Below are 21808 nucleotides of genomic sequence, written 5' to 3'. Positions count from 1 at the left end.
AGGAGTGCATATATAGGCATTTTCCAATAATAGCATAAACGGTTAACCCAGTCAAACTTTTTTAGCTCGGAAGATATAGTATCTTTTTTGCTTCTCTACCACTTCTACCTCGCCGAATAGTTCTTCCAGCTTTTTGCGTGCAGAAGGAGCGCCTTGTTTTTTCTGAATGACCACCCATAGTTCGCCCCTATCCACCAAAGACTGATAAGCTTCTTCAAACATAGCGTGAACCACTTTCTTCCCTGCCCGAATAGGAGGGTTGGTCAACACAGCTGCAAAGTTAACATCCCGAACCTCTTTCAAACGGTCGCCGACTTCAACAACTACATTGGAGATTTCATTTTGTTCTGCATTTTTCCGTGACAACTCCACCGCACGTTCGTTTATATCTACCATATAAATTTTCCGTCCAGGATAGGTTTTTGCCAAAGTCAGGCCAATCGGTCCATAGCCACAACCCAGATCTAAAAAGCTGCCATCGACTTCGGGGGCTTGAAAAGCTTCGATTAACACACGGGAACCAAAGTCTACTTCCTTTTTCGAAAAAACCGCATTATCCGTTGTAAAACGTAAAGTCTCTCCCCGGAGCGTGTATTTCCATGTACGCTCTTCACTAGGAGCATTCGTTTTATTGGAATAATAGTGTTCGCTCATTTTCATGCACCTGCTTCTGACTGGAGTAAATGGTCAATTTCGTTAAAACCGGCTTATCACCACATGCTTATGCAGGAAAACCTGAGTCTTTATAGTTTAAGAAAAAGAAAGCTCGCCGATGAACAGCGAGCTTTACCTCTCAAGCATGAAATTACTTAACTTCTACAGAAGCGCCTGCTTCTTCCAGCTTACCTTTGATTTCTTCAGCGTCTTCCTTAGAAATGCCTTCTTTGATAGCGCCAGGAGCGTTATCAACTAGATCTTTAGCATCTTTAAGTCCAAGACCAGTAATTTCGCGAACAGCTTTTACGACTTTGATCTTGGAGCTTCCAGCGCTCTCAAGTACCACGTCGAATTCTGTTTGTTCTTCAGCAGCTTCAGCTGCACCGCCGCCACCGACTGCAACTGGTGCTGCAGCAGTTACTCCGAATTCTTCTTCAATAGCTTTAACTAGATCGTTAAGCTCAAGAACTGACATTTCTTTAATCGCTTCAATAATTTGTTCATGACTCATGATTAAGTTCCTCCTTAAAATTGTTAGTTTTATTATTTAACCGTAAGCATAAAACGCTATTACGCGCCTTGTTCTTCTTTTTGTTCTGCAACTGCTTTTGTAACGTAAGCGAAGTTGCGGACAGGTGCTTGAAGTACGCTGAGTAGCATAGACACAAGACCTTCGTAGTTTGGAAGATCTGCAAGTTCCTTGATTTGCTCAAGGCTGGCTACGTTACCTTCGATGACGCCGCCTTTGATCTCCAGTGCATCATGATCCTTAGCGAAGTTGTTAAGGATTTTTGCAGGTGCTACTACATCTTCATCACTGAAAGCAATAGCTGTAGGGCCCACCAACGTTTCGTTAAGCTCCGTTAGCTCTGCTTCTTCAGTAGCACGGCGAGTCATTGTGTTTTTGTACACTTTGAAATCAACGCCTGCTTCACGAAGCTGTTGACGAAGCTCAGTCACTTCTGCAACATCAAGTCCGCGGTAATCTACAAGGATGGTAGATTTACTGTTGCGAAGCTTGTCAGCAATTTCAGATACAATCTGTTTTTTGTGTTCGATAATTTTGCTCATCATTCCACCTCCTATTGACTTTTCATCATACCGTCAGGCGCCAGGTTCACTTTAAATGGCAAGTGTTAAAGATGAAAAAGCCCCCATGTAGACATGGAGGCTTTTGGTGAGAAACGATCGATATACGGACAATCGTTTCGTTTATTCACACACCTCGGCAGGAAATTAAGCGTTGGTACGCACCTGCTGTCTACGGTATAACGTATTTATTTAAACAACATCACTCATTATATGCTTAATGCAATTAAAAGTCAACAGTGAATTATTTACGGATATAGCTGGATACGTCTACTTTGATCCCAGGACCCATTGTAGAAGCAATAGCGGAATTCTTCATGTAAGTTCCCTTAGCAGCCTGCGGCTTAGCTTTTACAAGAGTATCTGTGATGGCTTCAAAGTTTTCAACCAGTTTGTCTGTATCGAAAGAAACCTTACCGATTGGTACGTGGATGTTAGCTGACTTGTCAACACGGTACTCCACTTTACCAGCTTTGATTTCCTGGACAGCTTTTTCTACTTCGAAAGTGACAGTGCCAGTCTTAGGGTTAGGCATTAGACCTTTTGGTCCAAGCACACGTCCTAATTTACCTACTTCAGCCATCATGTCCGGAGTAGCTACTACTACGTCAAAATCGAACCAGCCTTGGTTGATTTTATTGATCATATCCTGATCGCCTACGTAGTCAGCACCGGCAGCTTCTGCTTCTTTCGCCTTCTCACCTTTAGCGAAAACAAGAACACGCTGGGTTTTACCTGTACCATGCGGCAATACCATTGCGCCACGGATTTGCTGGTCAGCTTTCTTAGGGTCTACACCCAGACGGAAAGCAGCTTCTACTGTCTCATCAAATTTCGCTTTAGCTGTTTCTTTCACTAATTCGACTGCTTCTTTTACTTCATATGCTTTTTCACGATCAACAAGCTTTTGAGCTTCTTGATATCTTTTGCTTTGTTTAGCCATTATTATTTCCTCCTCGTTGTGGTTTTAACGGTTATACCTCCCACGAATAAAGGTTGCGGAATGAAACAAGCTCCATTCTCGCAACCTTTTACTCCAATAGAGCGACGCTGTGGGATTAGTCTTCGATAACGATACCCATACTACGCGCTGTACCTTCTACCATACGCATAGCAGCTTCAACGTCAGCAGCATTCAAGTCAGGCATTTTAGTTTCCGCAATCTCTCTTACTTTGTCACGATTGAGCGTCGCAACTTTGTTGCGGTTCGGTTCGCCTGACGCAGTATCAATGCCCGCTGCTTTCTTAAGAAGCACTGCAGCTGGCGGAGTTTTCGTAATGAATGTAAATGAACGGTCTTCAAATACCGTGATTTCAACTGGAATGATCATTCCCGCTTGTTCTTGTGTGCGAGCGTTGAATTCCTTACAGAAACCCATGATATTGATACCCGCTTGACCTAGTGCTGGTCCAACAGGTGGTGCTGGGTTCGCTTTACCTGCAGGGATTTGAAGTTTTACTACTTTGATTACTTTTTTAGCCACGAGACACACCTCCTTAAGTCCGTGATGTGGTAATGGGGCGATGCCCTCCCACTCAAATTACAATATGTTAACTTCCTCTTTGTCCGAGGCACATAAAGAACATAAAAATTTTAGCATCTTTACGACCTGTTTGCAAGGGTAGAGTTATAATTTTTCAATTTGCGAGAAGTCCAGCTCTACTGGTGTCTCCCGCCCAAACATGTTGACGTGAACTTTCACCTTCTGTTTATCCAAGTCAATATGTTCAATCGTACCAGTGAAATTAGCGAATGGCCCGTCTGTCACTTGGACGCTTTCCTTCAATTCGAAATCGATGTCTGCGACCTTCTCTTTCATTCCCATTCGTTTCAATACCGTATCGACTTCTTCAGGCAAGAGAGGGATCGGCTTTGAACCGGAGCCTGTAGACCCGACAAACCCGGTTACACCGGGAGTGTTACGCACAACATACCAGGAATCATCGGTCATCACCATTTCAGCTAACACATAACCAGGGAACACCTTCTTCTTTGCTACCTTGCGTTTCCCGTTTTTTATTTCTGTTTCTTCGTCTTCTGGTACAAGGACACGGAAAATTTTATCTTCCATCCCCATTGACTCGACGCGTTTTTCTAAATTTGTTTTTACTTTATTTTCGTAACCGGAATAGGTGTGAACCACATACCATCTTTTTTCCATGTATACAGGACAAGCTCCTTGCCCTTCCCTCCCTTATCTTCAAATTATTTTTTAAAAAATTTAAGCATTGAAAAAACCCGCGGAACGGGTTTTTAAACGTAAATCTTATTCACCATTATAGCATAAATCCGACGGCATTATTCAGGGAAGAAGAATTCAAGACCCCAAGAAATGCCCAAGTCAACAACTGCGAAGAATACAGAAACAAATGCCACAGTGGTTAACACAGTAATTGTGTAGCGCACAAGCTCCTGACCTTTTGGCCAGCTGACCTTCTGCATTTCACGCGACACGTTCTTCAAGAACTTAAACATGCTAAACCTCCCCCAACGTTGCGCCTGTCGGCTTCTTTCTCTATTTTGTTTCCCGGTGCAATGTATGCTTACCGCATTTTTTACAAAATTTACGAACCTCCAGCCGTTCCGCCTGGTTCGACGTGTTTTTATATGAACTATAATTTCTACTCATACATACAGTACAGGCTAAGACTACTTTTTTTCTCATCATACACCCCTGAATCAAGAGGATTTTCACTCTCATAAATGTAGCACGCCTGTCAAGTCATGTCAATGCAGGGTTATAATATGATTTCAGCTACTTCCAGGTATTTCTCCAGCTTTCGTTTCACTCGCTGCAAAGCATTATCGATCGACTTCACGTGCCTGTCCAATTCAGCGGAGATTTCCTGATAAGATCTGCCGTCCAAGTAAAGGGTCAGCACTTTCCTTTCTAAGTCGCTTAACAATTCTGAAATTTTATCTTCCATGTCTCCGAATCTTTCCTTATTGATGATCAATTCTTGCGGATCAATAGCTTTTGAACCGGCAATGACGTCCAATAGGGTACGGTCGGATTCTTCATCATAAATCGGCTTGTCCAAAGAAACATACGAATTCAACGGAATATGTTTTTGACGAGTGGCAGTTTTGATAGCGGTGATGATTTGGCGGGTGACACATAATTCAGCGAAGGCTTTAAAGGATGAGAGCTTGTCCTCTTTATAATCCCGAATGGCTTTATAAAGACCAATCATTCCTTCCTGCACAATATCCTCACGATCTGCACCAATCAGAAAATAGGTCCGGGCTTTCGCGCGGACAAAGTTCTTGTACTTATTGATCAGATAGTCGAGCGCCTGGCTTTGACCCTCGTTGATCCGCTCAATAATTTCTTCATCTTCCAGCTTTTCATAATCATAGGTGTGCAACTCTTTTTGAACGATGCTCACTCAGGATTCCCCCCGACCCGTAGTGCCCTGAATATAGAAATATTATACAGTAAGCCTTTCCAAAACGTCAACAAGGCTCTTGGCTCATTTATCACCTCGGCGCCACTTCTCAAATACATCCAGCACCTCTTTTTTTATCGGAATCTTTGGCTGATATTTAATTTGTTTATGAGATTCTACGTCCTTTTCTATACTTTTCTCGATGTTTTTCACTTCAATATAAAGCTCTCGCGCCGACTTCCTTAAAGCTCCCTGCCCAAAAATTGTCCGTTGCTCAGCATAATCGGAGGTTGCCACATAAACTTGTGTTCGGATGTCATTCAGATCACCCGCCAGTTTCTCGATTCGTTCATCAGCAGTTTCATTTTCCCGGGTGAAAATGACTTCAACGCGATGGCTATTTTCTTTGTTTGCCAGCCCCCTGACATGATAAGCATCAAATACGATGATGACACGATCGCCGGTATAGGATTGATACTCAGCCATCATGTCAATCAGCAGATCACGCGCCTGGGCGAGGTCTTTATCTTTGTATTTTTTCAACTCGGGCCAGGCACCTATCATGTTATAACCATCAACAAGTAATACAATCATAGTTATCTACCTAAAGGGTTTCTTTTGCGATAGACTTCGTACATCAGCAGAGAAGCAGCTACAGAGGCGTTCAACGAAGTTACTTTCCCTTTCATCGGGAGCTTAATTGTCCAGTCACACTTTTCTTTGATAATGCGGCTGACTCCTTTGCCTTCACTACCGATGACAAGCGCAATCGCCATCTCCCCATCTAATTGACGATAATCTTCGATACCTTCCGCATCGGTACCTGCAACCCATACGTGTCGTTCCTTCAATTCGTCGATGGTGCGGGATAGATTGGTGACTCGGGCAACCGGAATATACTCAATCGCCCCTGCGGATGTTTTTGCTACGGTCGCTGTCAATCCCACAGAACGACGCTTTGGAATAATCACGCCATGCGCTCCGACTGCATCGGCAGTTCTTAGCACAGAACCAAGATTGTGAGGGTCTGAGATTTCATCAAGGATGATGAAAAAAGGCGCTTCTCCCAATGCTTCGGCTTTTGCAAATAAGTCATCTAATGAACTGTAATCGTAGGCGGCAACAGAAGCGGCTACCCCTTGGTGGTTCCCGTCTACCAGCTGGTCGATCTTCTTTCTCGGCACTTTTTGAACAAGCGCACCATTCTCTTTTGCCAGATGCTGGATTTTTTGAAAGGCTTGATGCTGCAGTTGATCGGAAACAAACACTTTATTGATCGTGCGGCCTGATTTCAGTGCTTCAAACACGGGATTTTTTCCAATGATCCATTCCTCACTCATACTATCAACTCCTTTCTTCTACTTGCCGGATGGCATCCGCCACCAATTGATCCAGCCGGTCTGTATTTCCAGATAAATAGTGGTAACCTAGCAAGGCTTCAAACCCCGTACTGTACCGATAAGTTTGTACATCGGTGTTTTTGGGGATGGAGCCCGATTTAGCATTTCGCCCTCTTCTTACGACCGCTTGTTCTTCTCCTGTTAAAAATTCATCAGTAAGCCAGGCTTGTACAACCGATGCCTGGGATGTAGCCGCGACGAAGCGGACTGCAGAGCGGTGCAGCTGATTCGGCATCACAGCCCCCTGCTTTAACAAGTGATGCCGTACATACATTTCATAGACGGCATCACCCATATAGGCAAGGGCAAGGCTTTTCATTTGCTTCACTTCTATCTCTGCCATCATTCAACCTCGTTTCCAGCGTGTGCCTTGCGGTGTATCTTCCAAAATGATATTCCGTGCTTTCAAGTCGTCCCGGATTTGATCGGCAAGTTCAAAATTCCGGTTCTTTCTGGCCTCGATACGCTTTTGAATCATTGCTTCGACTTCTTCATCGACCAATTCCTCCTGCTTTAATTCAAGGCCCAAAATTCCCGTAAGGTTAACAAGCGCTTCCTCGAATGCTTCCACTACTTCTGTGGAAGTTTGCTGCGACTGTAAGTAGAGGTTGGCATCTTTGGTCAAATCGAATAAAACTGAAATGGCGTTTGCTGTATTGAAATCATCGTCCATTTCTTCTTCAAAACGCTGTTTATGATCATTCACTTTATCCAGCCACTCGTTGTGTTCCTGTAAATTCAGACTCGCTTTTTTTCGATGCTGCAGATTTTCATAAGCATTCCGGATACGGTCAAAACTGTTTTTCGCCCCTTCTAATAACGCGTCACTGAAGTTGATAGGATGACGATAATGAACACTCAACATAAAGAAGCGGATGATATTGGGGTCGTGTTTTTGAATCAAGTCATGGGCCAGGACGAAGTTCCCTAACGACTTGGACATCTTTTCATTTTCAACATTAATGTACCCGTTGTGCATCCAGTAATTAGCGAAGGTCTGGCAATTATGAGCTTCCGATTGGGCAATTTCATTCTCATGGTGGGGGAAAGTCAAGTCCTGACCGCCGGCATGGATATCGATCGTTTCTCCCAAATACTTTTTAGCCATCGTCGAGCATTCGATATGCCAGCCAGGACGGCCTTTTCCCCACGGGCTGTCCCAGGAAATCTCTCCTGGCTTTGCCTGTTTCCATAATGTGAAATCGAGAGGGTCTTCTTTCTTTTCCCCTACCTGGATTCTTGCGCCGGTGCGCAGTTCCTCGACCGATTGGTGGGAAAGCTTGCCATACCCCTCAAAGGAACGTGTTTTGAAATAGACATCCCCATCGGATTCATAAGCATGCCCTTTTTCAATCAGCCCTTCGATGAAAGCAATAATTTCGGTCATATTTTCTGTAACACGGGGATGATGGACCGCCTCTTTAACACCGAACGCTTTGACATCTTCCTTATAGGCAGAAATGAATCGGTCAGCAATAGTCGGTACTTCTTCTCCCAATTCATTTGCCGCTTTTATCAATTTATCATCAACATCCGTAAAGTTGAGGACGTAGTCTACCTCATATCCTTTATATTCAAAATACCGGCGCACGGTATCAAATACGATAGCCGGGCGGGCATTCCCGATATGGATGTAGTTATATACGGTCGGACCGCATACATACATTTTCACCTTCCCTTCTTCCAGGGGGGTGAATACCTCTTTCTTCCGCTTAAGGGTATTATAAATTTTTATGGCCATCGTGAATCGCTCCTTCGCTATCGTCAATCTGTTTTCTTAGCCGCATGATTTCTTCCTCCATCAACTTCAACCGATCATAAACAGGATCAGGAAGCTTATGGTGATCCAAGTCTTTTTCCCTTACTTTTACTCCGTCCTGGATGACGACACGTCCCGGGATTCCTACAACAGTAGAATTATCAGGTACATCTTTCAGCACTACAGAACCTGCCCCGACTTTGGAATTTTCCCCGATTGTAATCGAACCGAGCACTTTTGCACCTGTAGCAACAAGGGAATTATCAAGCAGCGTAGGGTGCCTTTTCCCTTTTTCTTTTCCTGTGCCGCCAAGAGTAACTCCCTGGAAAATGGTCACATTATCCCCTATTTCACAGGTTTCCCCAATAACTACACCCATACCATGGTCGATGAAAAAGCGGCGTCCGATTGTTGCTCCTGGATGTATCTCAATCCCGGTAAAGAAACGGCTTACCTGGGATATGACGCGGGCGATGAAGAAAAACTTCCGCTTATAACAAGCATGGGCCACCCTGTGTGACCAAATAGCATGCAACCCGGAATAGGTAAGAATGACTTCAAAATACGTACGTGCAGCCGGGTCCTGATCAAACACGACTTCGACATCTTCCTTGAACATCTTGAATAGCCCCATACTTGACCTCCTTGACTAATATTAGAAAACTTGGTCTGTCGCCAGGTACTTTTGGCGAAAGCCTTAGCATTTTCTTATACTTTAATCCTTTAAAACTTAAACTTTCTTAAAGTATAAAAAAGCGTCTCTATGCTTATCAGCACAGAGACGCTTCAGGCGCGGTTCCACTCTGTTTGAGAAAATAACTTTCTCCAACTTGATCCCTGTAACGGGAGAACCCGCTTTCGTCTACTTATTATTTCGACGAAAGACTCAGAGGGGCATTTTCAAAAACAGCCCTTAAAACCACTTTCAGCCAAGGTGGTCATCTCTGTGTAAGGTGTCCGTTTTCTACTTTTCCTCATCAACGTTTTATATCATACGAAGCCTTTAAATGTATTATTACTATATTACAATCCTGATCCTTTGTGAATCATTTAGGCTTCCAGCTTTTTCAGTACGTCGTTCAAACGTACTGTTACGGTATCGATGCCAAGTAAATGAATAGCGTCTGGAAGTTCTGGTCCATGGGTCTGTCCTGTCGTAGCAACACGAATCGGCATGAATAGCTTTTTGCCCTTGTGACCAGTCTCTTTTTGTACCGCTTTGATTTGGGCTTTGATATTCTGCGGGTTCACTTCCTCAAGCTCTGCAAGTTTCTGCTTGAACGTTTCCAGAACTTCAGGAACCTGTTCTCCTTCCAGGACTTCCATCGCTTCACTGTCATACTCGATCTCCTGTTTGAAGAATAACTCTGTCAGTTCGACGATTTCAGAACCGTAGCTTAATTGTTCATGATAAAGGCTGATTAGTTCCAGCGCCCACTTCCGCTCTTCCCCATCCATATCTTCCGGAAGACGTCCAGCCTGGATCAAATGAGGCAACGTAAGGTCGACCACCTGGTCGAAATCAGCTGATTTGATGTATTGATTGTTCATCCATTTCAATTTAGCTGGATCAAATACCGCCGGCGAAGTCGACAGGCGCTCAGGATCGAACATCTGGATGAATTGATCTTTGGTGAAAATTTCTTCTTCCCCTACTGGAGACCATCCCAGTAACGTAATGAAATTGAATAATGCTTCTGGCAAATAACCAAGGTTCTTATACTGTTCGATGAATTGCAGAATATGCTCATCGCGCTTACTCAACTTCTTACGGTTTTCATTCAGTATTAAAGTCATATGCCCGAACTTAGGCGGCTCCCATCCGAACGCATCATAGACCATCATCTGTTTCGGTGTGTTAGATATATGCTCTTCTCCACGCAGTACATGAGATATGCCCATCAGATAATCATCAATAGCAACGGCGAAATTATAGGTCGGTATGCCATTTTTCTTCACGATGACCCAATCACCGAAATCACTGGAATCAAAACTGATATCACCACGTACAATATCATCAAACTTATAGGTATGATCTTTCGGCACACGAAGTCGGATACTTGGCTCGCGTCCTTCCGATTCGAATTGTTCACATTGTTCCTGGGTCAAATTAGCATGAGCACCAGAATACTTAGGGACTTGTCCTTTCGAACGCTGCTCTTCACGTTCCTGCTCTAACTCCTCAGCGGTCATATAGCACTTATACGCAAGATCGCGCTCCAATAGTTCATCAATATATTTACGATAAATATCAAGACGTTCCATTTGACGGTATGGACCGTATTCCCCTCCAACATCGGCACCTTCATCCCACTCGATGCCAAGCCACTTCAAATAGTCCAGCTGGCTTTTTTCGCCGCCTTCGACATTACGCTTCTCATCGGTGTCTTCCACCCGGATGATGAATTTTCCATTTAAATGACGTGCATATAAATAATTGAACAATGCCGTACGAGCATTCCCGATATGAAGGTTCCCTGTCGGACTTGGTGCATAACGCACACGTACTTCGTTACTCATAGTATGTTTACCCCTTTCTGATTTCCGCTCCACTAAAGGACGTTCGTTACCTTGTCCTATTTTATCATTTTTTCCTGCTGATTAGTTATCATTCTGCAAAAGTACAACTGCCTGGGCAGCAATTCCTTCTCCTCTTCCAGGAAAACCAAGTTTTTCCGTGGTAGTCGCTTTTACGTTAATACGGGTTATATCCGTCGATAGTAAAGCTGCTATATTTTCTCTGATTTCATAAATATAAGGGGCCATTTTTGGAGCCTGGGCAATGACCGTACAATCCAGGTTACCAAGTCGATAGCCTTTATCCTGTACAAAGCCCCAAACTTGTTGAAGCAGTTCGGAGGAATCAGCATCCTTGAATGCTTCATCTGTATCAGGAAAATGTTTCCCGATATCCCCTTCTCCTATCGCCCCTAAACAAGCGTCAGCAACGGTATGAAGTAATACATCAGCATCGGAATGTCCAAGCAAGCCTTTCTCATGAGGAATTTCCACTCCGCCTATGATGCATTTTCTTCCTTCGGCTAATTGATGTACATCAAACCCTTGTCCTATCCGAAACATTCCTTCATCCCCTGTCTGGTTGTATTTTGACAGCTGCGACTGGGCTTTCACCTTATCTTCCGGTGTTGTCAATTTCATATTATCATAGCTTCCTTGTACCACCGCTACATCTCTTCCCATCCGCTCCACAAGTGAGGCATCATCCGTACCGTAATAGCCAGTAGCTTTCGCCTGTTCATGAGCCTCGAGTATCAATGGATAGGAAAAGCTTTGCGGCGTCTGTGCAGCCCACAGACTATCCCGTTCCAGCGTCTTAAGTTTATTTCCATCCCGCTGCTTGATCGTATCGGTAACTGGTACAGCAAGCAAAGCAGCCTCGTGCTGACGTGTCATTTCTGCCAATTCATGTAAATGCAGATGTTCTACAAAAGGCCGGGCTCCATCGTGGATAAGGACAGGAATACCTTTATCCGAAACATATTGCAGGCCTTCGTAGACACTATCCTGACGTTCTTTTCCGCCTTCAACAAACCGGATCGTTGTGTGGAAGGGGTAAGATCTAATCAATGACTGCATGCTTTCCCGTTCATTTTTATTAATGACCAAAATAATTTCCTTGCACCACTCATCTGTATCAAAGACAGATAAAGTATGTATAATCAGAGGTTTTTCCTTCAACAGCAGGAATTGTTTATTTCTTCCTGCTTTCATCCGCTTCCCCTGGCCAGCCGCAAGTACGATGGCTGTATAGTTGATCATCACGCATCCATCCTAACCGTTTGTAAACAACAAAAGCGATAACATAGCTGTTATCACTTTTGTTTATCCTTATTTGTTTATACCCTTTTTACAAGGCTTTTTCAAGTGGTTTAGGTTTAGCAAAAATCATTCGGCCGGCGGATGTCTGTAAAACACTGGTGACAATGACATCGATGGTTTCACCAATGTAATTCTTGCCTTCTTCGACAACGATCATGGTACCATCATCCAGATATGCCACTCCCTGATTCTGCTCCTTACCATCTTTGATTACCTGGATTTTCATTTCTTCCCCAGGCAGTACAACCGGCTTGACGGCATTAGCAAGGTCATTGATGTTCAAAACTGCCACGTTCTGAAACTCGCAAACTTTATTCAAATTAAAATCGTTTGTAACGACAACCCCATCCATCACTTTAGCAAGCTTTACAAGTTTACTGTCCACTTCCTGGATTTCTTCAAAGTCGCCTTCATAAATTTCGACATTGACAGGCAGATCTTTCTGCAGGCGATTCAGTATATCTAGCCCGCGTCGACCGCGATTCCGTTTCAACCCATCAGATGAATCAGCAATATGCTGGAGTTCTTCGAGAACAAATTGCGGAATGACAATGGTCCCCTCAAGAAAGCTGGTTTGACAGATATCAGCAATCCGCCCATCAATGATCACGCTTGTGTCCAGTATTTTTGGTTTAGGAATCTCTGCATTCGGATCGTAAGAACTTTCATCTTCCGGCCTTTTCTTTTCTTTCTTTCCCGTATTATTGAATAAAGCCAGTATCTCATCCTTCCGCTTAAAACCTACCTGGAACCCGAAGTACCCAAGGAAAAAGGTCAGGAAAATCGGCACAACCTGACTGACCACCTGGATTTGGATATCCTGGATAATCATGTTGATCAGGAATGCAATAACAAGGCCGATGATTAAACCGAAACTGCCTAATAACAAGTCAGCCAGTGGGGCTTTGACAAGCGTATCTTCAAACCACCTCAATAAATTCACAATATAATCTACCAGCCAAAATGTTAATAAAAATAAAATAAGTGCTCCTAAAACAGCGCCCACATAAGCAGATTGCACCCAGCCCTGGTCAGTAAAAAGCTTCATCAAGTCAGGAATATACAAATACCCTAATGTAGCACCTGCAATAATAATAAATAATTGCACAATTCTTTTAAGCACTCTCTTCACCTCCTAGCCAACAGTATGACCAAATTTGGGTTCCTATAACCATATAATCTTCAACAAATATATATTTTCTAACGTAGCATAATTTACAAATATAGTCAATTTTTTAACATAAAATTCTACCACATTGACTAGATGCATGTCAAACCCTAAATGTGTCTGTCTACGAATAACTGTTCCTGCACACGTTCCAGCCCATCTCTTATTTTACTTGCACGAACATCTCCAATACCATCGACCTTGACTAACTCTTTAGTAGAAGCCATCACTATGTTATTAAGTGTCGTAAAACGTTCTACAAGATGTTCAATGATTAAAGGAGGAAGACGGGGAATCTTTTTCAAAATACGGTACCCTCTTGGAATAATGGAATCTTGCATTTTTTGAGTAGCAGGATACCCCAGCAGTTTAAGGATCTGCTCCCCCGACATCAATTCTGAATCTGTAGCTTCTTGCATTTTCTTCAGTAAATAGGAAGGTTCATAATCCGGGTTCTTACTGTAATCTTTGAGAAGAAGTGTCGCTTCTTCTTCAATATTAGACACCAGCTCAGTCAATTGTAATTGGACCAATCGTCCTTCAGTTCCCAGTTCGTTTGCATAATTTAATATTTCTGTCTTGATTCGAAGCACCATTTCAATACGATGAATGACTTGAATTACCTCTGAAAAAGTGACCATCTCTTCGAATTCAAGCGCTCCAAGGTTTGTAATCCCCTGATCCAGTACTTTTTTATACTTTTCAAGCGTCTGAATGGCTTGGTTCGCTTTAGTCAAAATTACACCGATATCTTTTAACGAATACCGCAGATTGCCTTGGTAAAGCGTGATGACATTTCTCCGCTGAGAGATGGCGATGACCAGATGACCAGTCTGTTTGGCTACCCGCTCCGCAGTCCGATGGCGCATTCCGGTCTCCGTGGAAGTGATGTCAGAATCCGGAATTAACTGTGCGTTAGCATATAAAATATATTCACCTTCATCATCCAGTATGATAGCCCCGTCCATTTTTGCCAGCTCATACAGATGGGCAGGAGTAAAAACAGAGTGGATGTGGAAACCGCCATCGACAATATTGTGCATCTTTTCATCATATCCTACTACGATCAGTCCCCCCGTGTTCGCTCGCAGGACGTTATCAATCCCTTCACGAATTGGAGTCCCCGGGGCGACAAACTGCAGGATATCCCCGATAACCGACTCTTTCATTTCATGCCATTCCATCTATCTCTCCCCTAACGTTACGTTTAATGCTTCTTGTACCGTGTTGACTCCTATCACATCAATATTGGCTGGAGGCGTCCAGCCATCAAGATTTTTTTGAGGTATGATCACACGCTTAAAGCCTAGTTTAGCAGCCTCTTGTACACGTTGTTCAATACGGGCGACACGCCGGATTTCACCAGTCAGTCCCACTTCCCCTACCACCACATCATCAGCTTTAGAAGCCTGGTTCCTGAAACTCGATGCAATACTGATAGCGACAGCGAGGTCGATAGCCGGCTCGTCCAGCTTCACGCCTCCCGCTACCTTTAAATAAGCGTCCTGATTCTGTAGAAGAAGACCTACCCGCTTTTCCAGTACCGCCATCAGTAATGGTACACGGTTGTGATCAAGCCCGGTAGCCATACGTCTAGGGTTACCAAAGGTGGTGGGGGATATAAGGGCCTGGATTTCAACTAAAACGGGTCTTGTACCCTCCATGGATGCTACAATCGTTGATCCGGCTGCACCCTGAGAGCGTTCTTCCAGAAAAATTTCAGAAGGATTATCGACTTCCTCCAACCCCTTTTCTTTCATTTCAAAAATACCCATCTCATGTGTACTGCCAAAACGATTCTTTACTCCTCGCAAGATTCGGAAAGTGTGGTGCTGTTCCCCTTCAAAATATAAAACAGCATCCACCATATGTTCTAACAATCTCGGTCCTGCGATAGAACCTTCTTTTGTTACATGTCCTACAATAAAAATCGGAATGCCTTTGCTTTTGGCGACCCGCATCAGCTCACTGGTACATTCACGCACTTGGGAAACACTCCCGGGAGCGGATGTCACTTCTTCCCGGTAAATCGTCTGAATGGAGTCGATGACCACAAAATCAGGCTCAATCGCTTCAATCTGATTGACCACTTCAACCAGGTTTGTTTCAGGGAGGACATAAAGTTCTTCCGAATTTATGGACAGCCGGTCAGCCCGTAATTTTGTCTGCCGTGCTGATTCCTCCCCGGATATATATAAAACCGGCATACCTTTGTCGGCTAGTTGTGAAGATACTTGTAACAACAAAGTTGACTTACCAATTCCCGGATCTCCCCCTATTAAAACCAGAGACCCCGGCACAATTCCACCGCCGAGCACACGATTCAGCTCGGGCATATTTGTGGTGATACGCGGCTCTTTTTCAGAATGGATAGCAGTGATTTTTTCTGGTTTTTTAGACTTGCTGCCACTGTCTGCCTGGAATACGTGACGTGATGGATCCTTAGAAACTACCTCTTCCACTAAGGTATTCCATTGGTGACAGGCCGGACATTTGCCCATCCATTTCGCTGATTCATAGCCGCATTCCTGGCAAACAAATTTACTTTTCTTTTTTGCCAAGGTGATCTCCCCTTACTTCAATTATTGTATACGAAAATGATTATGAGAAAGTTACAGAGAAGCTAAACTTTTTTAAATATCCATAATGAAAGCATAGCGAAAACAGAAAAAAATCGGAAGGCAAACACCTTCCGATTTTTAAAATACTATTATTTGGCATGAACGACAAATTTATCTTCATCACTAATATCGATATCTACTTTCTGCCCTTTTTCAATATTTTCTTTTAATAGTTCTTCAGATAATAGATCCTCGACATTTTTCTGGATCGAACGGCGCAATGGTCGTGCACCATACTCTGGATCGAAACCTTCGCTGGCAATTTTTTCGATTGCCTTTTGAGATAAGGTGAAGTCAATATCCTGTTCTTTGAGACGCTTACGCAGCTCCTCAGCCATAAGCGTTACAATGTCTGTCATGTGTTTTCTCTCCAGAGAATGGAAGACGATTGTTTCATCAATACGGTTAAGGAATTCTGGACGGAATGCTTTCTTCAATTCATCCAGAACTTTAGATTTCATATCAGCATGGCTTTGATCCTCATCACCCAGGCTGAATCCGACAAATTTATTGCGTTTCAACTCCTGGGCACCTACGTTGGAAGTCATAATCAGAACCGTATTACGGAAGTCAACGACACGGCCTTTGGAATCTGTCAGTCGTCCATCTTCTAATACTTGTAACAGGATATTGAACACTTCTGGATGAGCTTTTTCAATTTCATCCAATAACACGACGGAATATGGCTTGCGGCGGACTTTTTCTGTCAGCTGTCCGCCCTCTTCATGTCCGACATATCCTGGAGGTGAACCTACCAGACGAGACGTACTGTGTTTTTCCATATATTCAGACATGTCGATACGGATCATCGCATCTTCGTCGCCGAACATCGTTTCAGCAAGCGCACGGGCAAGTTCTGTCTTACCTACCCCAGTTGGTCCTAAGAAAATGAAGGAACCAATCGGACGTTTAGGATCTTTCAAGCCAGCGCGTGCACGGCGAATGGCTTTAGAAATGGATTTCACCGCTTCTTCCTGTCCGATTACACGCTTGTGAAGCGTATCTTCCATGTTCAGCAGGCGCTCACTTTCATCTTTCGCCAGCTTAGAAACTGGAACACCGGTCCAGGTAGAAACGACCGCTGCAATGTCTTCTGTAGATACTTCAGAGCTTTCCTGACCTTGCTTTTCTTTCCATTCATTTTTAGTCTGCTCCAGTTCATCACGCAGACGTTGTTCACTGTCTCGAAGGGAAGCTGCTTTTTCGAACTCCTGTCCTTGTACGGCAGCATCCTTTTCCTTGCGTACCTCTTCCAGTTTCTGCTCCAATTCTTTAAGGTTTGGCGGAGCAGTATAGGATTGCAAGCGGACTTTAGAAGCAGCCTCATCAATCAAGTCAATCGCTTTATCCGGCAAGAAGCGATCCGTGATATAACGATCAGATAGTTTGACTGCAGATTCGATCGCTTCATCCGTAATCGTTACACGATGGTGTGCTTCGTAACGGTCACGGAGCCCTTGTAAAATTTGAACGGATTCCTCAGAAGTCGGCTCATCCACTTGAATCGGCTGGAAACGTCGTTCAAGTGCGGCATCCTTCTCAATATATTTACGATACTCATCCAGTGTAGTGGCACCAATGCACTGTAGTTCTCCTCGGGCCAGTGATGGCTTAAGGATATTTGAAGCATCAATTGCGCCTTCTGCACCACCAGCACCAATCAACGTATGCAACTCATCAATAAACAAAATGATATTATTAGCCTGGCGGATTTCTTCCATCACTTTTTTCAAACGGTCTTCGAATTCCCCACGATATTTCGTTCCAGCAACTACGGTTCCCATATCAAGCGTCATTACTCGTTTATCACGAAGAATCTCAGGTACTTCATTACTGATAATCTGTTGTGCTAACCCTTCTGCTATAGCAGTTTTACCAACACCAGGCTCACCAATAAGAACCGGGTTGTTTTTGGTACGGCGACTTAATACTTGGATAACGCGTTCAATTTCTTTCCCACGGCCGATGACCGGATCGATATTTCCTTCTTTAGCAATTGCCGTTAAATCACGGGCCAAAGAATCAAGCGTCGGGGTGTTGGCATTGGCAGCCTGGCTGGATCCGCCCCGGCGGTTTTGTCCGTTTGATGATTCATTGTTGCCTAGCAGTTGCAATACTTGCTGACGTGCTTTATTTAAGCTTACTCCTAAGTTATTCAGCACACGTGCTGCGACGCCCTCACCTTCACGTATCAGTCCAAGCAGGATATGCTCGGTTCCTACATAGGAATGGCCAAGCTTACGAGCTTCATCCATAGAAAGTTCAATTACCTTTTTAGCGCGTGGCGTATAGTGAATCGTTTGAGAAACCTTTTCTCCTCGGCCAATCAGCTGTTCTACTTCCCCTTGGATTTTTTCCGCTTCTAAACCTAAAGCTGTTAAGGCTTTCGCTGCAATCCCTTCTCCTTCTCGAACTAAACCGAGAAGGATATGCTCGGTTCCAATATTGTTATGACCTAACCGTACTGCTTCTTCTTGTGCAAGTGCTAATACTTTTTGTGCTCTTTCTGTAAATCGTCCAAACATCATGGGACATGACCTCCTTATTAATAGTTTACTTTTTTTCCAGTTGTAGTCGCTCTCGTATCAAGGATGCTCTGCGTATATCTCTTTGGTCTGGTGTAAGTGTTTCCTGAGCATACTGCTGTAAAAAGCCAGGTTGTGTTAAAATCATCAACTCATTCAATATATTTTTGGATATATTTTTAATAAAACCTAAATCGATTCCAAGACGAACATCGGATAAACATTTCGCAGCCTCTTTAGACTCAATAATTCGGCTATTCTTTAGGACTCCATAAGAACGGAAGACCCGGTCTTCCAGCTGAATACCAGAACGCTGCATCAGTGTCTCACGTGCACGCCGTTCCTGATCGATTAACTGTCTTACAACGCTTTGCAAATCTTCTACAATATCCTCTTCTGATTTACCAAGGGTAATCTGATTGGAAATTTGAAAGATATTACCTAAAGCCTCGCTTCCTTCCCCATAGATGCCCCTTACTACCAGCCCGAGCTGGTTAATAGCAGGAATCATACGATTCACTTGCTGGGTCATTGCAAGCGCAGGCAGGTGCATCATCACAGAAGCACGCATCCCTGTGCCTACATTTGTAGGGCAAGCGGTCAAATAACCGCGATTCTCATCAAATGCATAGTTTATTTTTTCTTCCAGCCAATCATCCAGCTCTGAAGCACGTTTTAAGGCTTGTTCTAATTGAAAGCCGGGATAATATAACTGGATGCGAAGATGATCTTCTTCATTAATCATGACAGATATCTGCTCATTTTCTGAAATCAACACCGCAGAATGATCGGAATGCTCTGCAAGATGAGGACTGATCAAATGCTTTTCTACCAGTACCCGCTTTTCAATCGGCTTAAGGTTATTCATTGCCACTAATTCAAAGTTTTTATATTCCTTGAATGATTGATGGGCATATTTCTGCTCAAAAAAATCAAGAATTGGTTTAAGGTCTTCTTCTTTAGCGATAATTGGAAAAGTTACTTGAGCGAAGTTTCTCGCCAGCCTAATCCGGCTGCTTAACACAATGTCACTATCAGGACCTTCTTCTTTCATCCAGGGGCTGATCGCTTCATTCATAAAATTCTGGAGAGACATCATTCATCCCCCCCTTGTTCGTTTTGAAGCTTTTTCTCCAACTTCCGAATTTGATCGCGTACCTTTGCTGCTTCTTCAAACTCTTCTTTTTCAATTAACTGATGCAACAAATGCTTTTTCTGTTCAACTTCTTTTCTTAAGTGGAGATTCCCACCTTCACGTTTTGGAATCTTACCGTTATGCTCGGTGTTGCCACTGTGTACCCGACGGAAAATCGGATTAAGTTTATCATCAAATGTTTTATAACATTCTGCACACCCGAATTTACCGATCCTTGTAAATTCCTGATAGGTGAGTCCACATTTAGGGCATTGCAGCTGTTGGGCTGGTTGTTTGGACGATGGCGCTGTCCCGCTGCCAAGAGAAGATGCATGATCAAAGTTGAATAAACCAGACAGTAAGTCGTTAAGTGAAAAAGAACTTTCGCCGTAACCTTTTTCCTTGGCACACTGCTCACATACATGAACTTCGGTTTTATCTCCATTGATCACTTTCGTCAAATGGACGGTCGCCGGCCGTTGATGACATTCCTGGCACTCCATCTTAACTTCTCCCCTTTCCCTTTATGACATTTTATACCTTAAAGTAGTGAGCATCGCCGTTAATATTTTCGATCTCACTTCATCGCGTAATGGCAGATGAAATGCCAATACCTCACGAGTCATTGCGCTGACCATCAGCTTAGCTTCCCGGTCAGTAATAATTTCGTCTTCTAGTAATCGTTCTATGATGTCAATGGCAGCAGTCTGTGTAACTTTTGGCTGAATGATTTCCAGGATTTCATCTAATAATTTCGTATAATCCTGATGTTTGACCCGCATTATACGGATATAGCCTCCGCCGCCACGTTTACTTTCCACTATATAACCTTTTTCCACAGTAAACCTAGTCTTAATCACATAGTTGATCTGAGAGGGAACACATTGAAACTGTTCTGCTATTTCGCTGCGCTTAATCTCAATGACTTCTTGTTGATTAGCTTCAAGTATCTGTTTTAAATATGCTTCAATGATGTCGGATATATTCCGCATCTTCCCTCCTCCTCTTTTGACTTTGACTATCTTTGACTTTAATTTTATTATACTCAATTTTTGTCTGGACGCAACTAAAATGTTTATAATTTTTTCCTATCATCCATGTTCCCCTAAACAAGGAGATTTTAAAACACAAATTTATAGGGGATTATGTAGAAAAAAGCCGTACTACAGTTATGCAGTACAGCTTAAGATGAAAAGTCATGTTTTACGCTCATATACCAATTTGACATGATCTATTTTAGAAAGACAATCAAATAAGACAGCTTGATCAAACTTTTGCCCTCTTTCTAATTCTATAAACAGCGTCCGTTCTCCTGTCCGCTCGTTTTCAATCGACAAACGTTTTACATTAATTCCGAATTCATCAAAGGTAGCGACAATTTCCCCAATATTCACTTCTCCATCTACATTCAGACGTACAAAGTTCTTTCCCCGCCCGGCCATGATTTTCTCTTCTATTTGGTTTAATACGACTAAGCTGAGCAGTACTAATATGGTCGTCAAAATGGCAGCATCATACATACCAGCCCCAATTACCAATCCAATAGCCGCTACGGTCCATATCGAAGCTGCCGTAGTCAACCCTTTGATGGTCATACCATTGACAATGATCGTACCTGCACCTAAAAAACCAATGCCACTGATTACATAAGAAGGAATCCTTGCAGGATCGAACCGTACATTTTTATATGCGTCCATAAATTGTTCAAAACCATATAAGGATAGGAGCATCATCAAACACGCTCCGACTCCTACTAAAATATGAGTCCTGAATCCAGCGGAATGATTTTTCAATTCCCTTTCAAAACCAATTAATCCAGATAACAAGAGGGCAATTAACAGTCGGACTAAATATATATTAAAGTCGTCATCTAAAAATGTTATTGCTTCCATTATCACCCATCACCTCCGACTACTATCCATCAGCTGATTATATATAAGTATGAATAGTATAGCATTGTATGCAAGATTTTTTTTAATACAAAACAAACCCGGAAGCCTTGGAAGACTTCCGGGTTTCTTGGTTGCCTAGCGGCGTCCTACTCTCACGGGGATAAACCCGACTACCATCGGCGCTGGAGAGCTTAACTGCTGTGTTCGGCATGGGAACAGGTGTGACCTCTCCGCTATCGCCACTAGACCTTTATGATGCAATTGAGGTAAACCCTCAAAACTAGATAAGTAACATTCAACGGCTCAACGATTGTTCACGAATCAATCCAGCT

Annotated in this window: 24 protein-coding genes, 1 rRNA gene and 2 other annotated features; all 25 genes read right to left on the bottom strand. The window is 43.3% G+C overall.

Annotation, left to right across the window (positions count from 1 at the left end):
* Positions 1 to 51 precede the first annotated feature (51 nt).
* Positions 52 to 654: a class I SAM-dependent methyltransferase gene (locus tag P855_RS0100120; protein ID WP_028781704.1), complete on the bottom strand. Its 603-nt coding sequence runs from the start codon at positions 652 to 654 to the stop codon at positions 52 to 54.
* A 151-nt stretch (positions 655 to 805) separates the two neighbouring features.
* Positions 806 to 1168, bottom strand: coding sequence for a 50S ribosomal protein L7/L12 (gene rplL, locus P855_RS0100115; RefSeq protein WP_028781703.1), 363 nt, complete (start codon positions 1166 to 1168; stop codon positions 806 to 808).
* 59 nt (positions 1169 to 1227) lie between these two features.
* Positions 1228 to 1728: a 50S ribosomal protein L10 gene (gene rplJ, locus P855_RS0100110; protein WP_028781702.1), complete on the bottom strand. Its 501-nt coding sequence runs from the start codon at positions 1726 to 1728 to the stop codon at positions 1228 to 1230.
* 64 nt (positions 1729 to 1792) lie between these two features.
* Positions 1793 to 1942: a sequence feature (ribosomal protein L10 leader region), on the bottom strand.
* Between the two features lie 48 nt (positions 1943 to 1990).
* Positions 1991 to 2689 (bottom strand): 50S ribosomal protein L1, encoded by a 699-nt coding sequence (rplA, locus tag P855_RS0100105; RefSeq protein WP_028781701.1) that lies wholly within the window; start codon positions 2687 to 2689, stop codon positions 1991 to 1993.
* Positions 2690 to 2804: 115 nt separating this feature from the next.
* On the bottom strand, positions 2805 to 3230 hold the full coding sequence (gene rplK, locus P855_RS0100100) for a 50S ribosomal protein L11 (protein ID WP_028781700.1): 426 nt from the start codon (positions 3228 to 3230) through the stop codon (positions 2805 to 2807).
* Between the two features lie 144 nt (positions 3231 to 3374).
* On the bottom strand, positions 3375 to 3908 hold the full coding sequence (gene nusG / locus P855_RS0100095; RefSeq protein WP_028781699.1) for a transcription termination/antitermination protein NusG: 534 nt from the start codon (positions 3906 to 3908) through the stop codon (positions 3375 to 3377).
* Between the two features lie 137 nt (positions 3909 to 4045).
* Complete coding sequence (gene secE / locus P855_RS0100090) at positions 4046 to 4222, bottom strand: preprotein translocase subunit SecE (RefSeq protein WP_028781698.1); 177 nt, start codon at positions 4220 to 4222, stop codon at positions 4046 to 4048.
* Between the two features lie 40 nt (positions 4223 to 4262).
* Positions 4263 to 4412: a 50S ribosomal protein L33 gene (gene rpmG, locus P855_RS21645; RefSeq protein ID WP_084315588.1), complete on the bottom strand. Its 150-nt coding sequence runs from the start codon at positions 4410 to 4412 to the stop codon at positions 4263 to 4265.
* Positions 4413 to 4485: 73 nt separating this feature from the next.
* Positions 4486 to 5136 (bottom strand): RNA polymerase sporulation sigma factor SigH, encoded by a 651-nt coding sequence (sigH, locus tag P855_RS0100085; protein WP_028781697.1) that lies wholly within the window; start codon positions 5134 to 5136, stop codon positions 4486 to 4488.
* 84 nt (positions 5137 to 5220) lie between these two features.
* Complete coding sequence (locus tag P855_RS0100080; RefSeq protein ID WP_028781696.1) at positions 5221 to 5730, bottom strand: NYN domain-containing protein; 510 nt, start codon at positions 5728 to 5730, stop codon at positions 5221 to 5223.
* 2 nt (positions 5731 to 5732) lie between these two features.
* Positions 5733 to 6476, bottom strand: coding sequence for a 23S rRNA (guanosine(2251)-2'-O)-methyltransferase RlmB (gene rlmB / locus P855_RS0100075; RefSeq protein WP_028781695.1), 744 nt, complete (start codon positions 6474 to 6476; stop codon positions 5733 to 5735).
* A gap of 4 nt (positions 6477 to 6480) precedes the next feature.
* Positions 6481 to 6882, bottom strand: coding sequence for a Mini-ribonuclease 3 (locus P855_RS0100070; protein WP_037985509.1), 402 nt, complete (start codon positions 6880 to 6882; stop codon positions 6481 to 6483).
* On the bottom strand, positions 6883 to 8277 hold the full coding sequence (gene cysS, locus P855_RS0100065) for a cysteine--tRNA ligase (protein ID WP_028781693.1): 1395 nt from the start codon (positions 8275 to 8277) through the stop codon (positions 6883 to 6885). It abuts the gene before it with no gap.
* A complete protein-coding gene (cysE, locus tag P855_RS0100060; RefSeq protein WP_028781692.1) occupies positions 8258 to 8929 on the bottom strand; it encodes a serine O-acetyltransferase in 672 nt (223 codons plus the stop codon). Before cysE ends, cysS begins: the two co-directional genes overlap by 20 nt.
* Before the next feature lie 140 nt (positions 8930 to 9069).
* Positions 9070 to 9285: a binding site (T-box leader), on the bottom strand.
* A gap of 60 nt (positions 9286 to 9345) precedes the next feature.
* Positions 9346 to 10815 (bottom strand): glutamate--tRNA ligase, encoded by a 1470-nt coding sequence (gene gltX / locus P855_RS0100055; RefSeq protein WP_028781691.1) that lies wholly within the window; start codon positions 10813 to 10815, stop codon positions 9346 to 9348.
* A gap of 81 nt (positions 10816 to 10896) precedes the next feature.
* The gene (locus P855_RS0100050) at positions 10897 to 12075 is read right to left on the bottom strand and encodes a bifunctional 2-C-methyl-D-erythritol 4-phosphate cytidylyltransferase/2-C-methyl-D-erythritol 2,4-cyclodiphosphate synthase (protein ID WP_028781690.1); all 1179 of its coding nucleotides are present in this window, start codon (positions 12073 to 12075) and stop codon (positions 10897 to 10899) included.
* An 88-nt stretch (positions 12076 to 12163) separates the two neighbouring features.
* Positions 12164 to 13258, bottom strand: a complete 1095-nt coding sequence (locus tag P855_RS0100045; protein ID WP_028781689.1) for a PIN/TRAM domain-containing protein — start codon at positions 13256 to 13258, stop codon at positions 12164 to 12166.
* 155 nt (positions 13259 to 13413) lie between these two features.
* Positions 13414 to 14487, bottom strand: a complete 1074-nt coding sequence (gene disA, locus P855_RS0100040) for a DNA integrity scanning diadenylate cyclase DisA (protein WP_028781688.1) — start codon at positions 14485 to 14487, stop codon at positions 13414 to 13416.
* Positions 14488 to 15864, bottom strand: a complete 1377-nt coding sequence (gene radA / locus P855_RS0100035; protein WP_028781687.1) for a DNA repair protein RadA — start codon at positions 15862 to 15864, stop codon at positions 14488 to 14490.
* A 149-nt stretch (positions 15865 to 16013) separates the two neighbouring features.
* Positions 16014 to 18452 carry an ATP-dependent protease ATP-binding subunit ClpC gene (clpC, locus tag P855_RS0100030; RefSeq protein ID WP_028781686.1) on the bottom strand — a complete coding sequence of 813 codons (2439 nt, stop codon included), beginning with the start codon at positions 18450 to 18452 and terminating at the stop codon, positions 16014 to 16016.
* A 25-nt stretch (positions 18453 to 18477) separates the two neighbouring features.
* Complete coding sequence (locus P855_RS0100025) at positions 18478 to 19545, bottom strand: protein arginine kinase (RefSeq protein WP_028781685.1); 1068 nt, start codon at positions 19543 to 19545, stop codon at positions 18478 to 18480.
* Positions 19545 to 20087: a UvrB/UvrC motif-containing protein gene (locus P855_RS0100020; protein WP_028781684.1), complete on the bottom strand. Its 543-nt coding sequence runs from the start codon at positions 20085 to 20087 to the stop codon at positions 19545 to 19547. Before P855_RS0100020 ends, P855_RS0100025 begins: the two co-directional genes overlap by 1 nt.
* Positions 20088 to 20108: 21 nt before the next feature.
* The gene (locus tag P855_RS0100015) at positions 20109 to 20576 is read right to left on the bottom strand and encodes a CtsR family transcriptional regulator (RefSeq protein ID WP_028781683.1); all 468 of its coding nucleotides are present in this window, start codon (positions 20574 to 20576) and stop codon (positions 20109 to 20111) included.
* 204 nt (positions 20577 to 20780) lie between these two features.
* Positions 20781 to 21476 carry an MgtC/SapB family protein gene (locus P855_RS0100010; RefSeq protein WP_028781682.1) on the bottom strand — a complete coding sequence of 232 codons (696 nt, stop codon included), beginning with the start codon at positions 21474 to 21476 and terminating at the stop codon, positions 20781 to 20783.
* Positions 21477 to 21609: 133 nt separating this feature from the next.
* Positions 21610 to 21723: ribosomal RNA gene (rrf, locus tag P855_RS0100005) — 5S ribosomal RNA — on the bottom strand.
* Positions 21724 to 21808 lie beyond the last annotated feature (85 nt).

It is taken from the genome of Thalassobacillus devorans MSP14 (assembly GCF_000496835.1).
Lineage (GTDB): Bacteria > Bacillota > Bacilli > Bacillales > Halobacillaceae > Thalassobacillus > Thalassobacillus devorans_B.
This window is presented reverse-complemented; position numbering and strand designations above follow the sequence as displayed.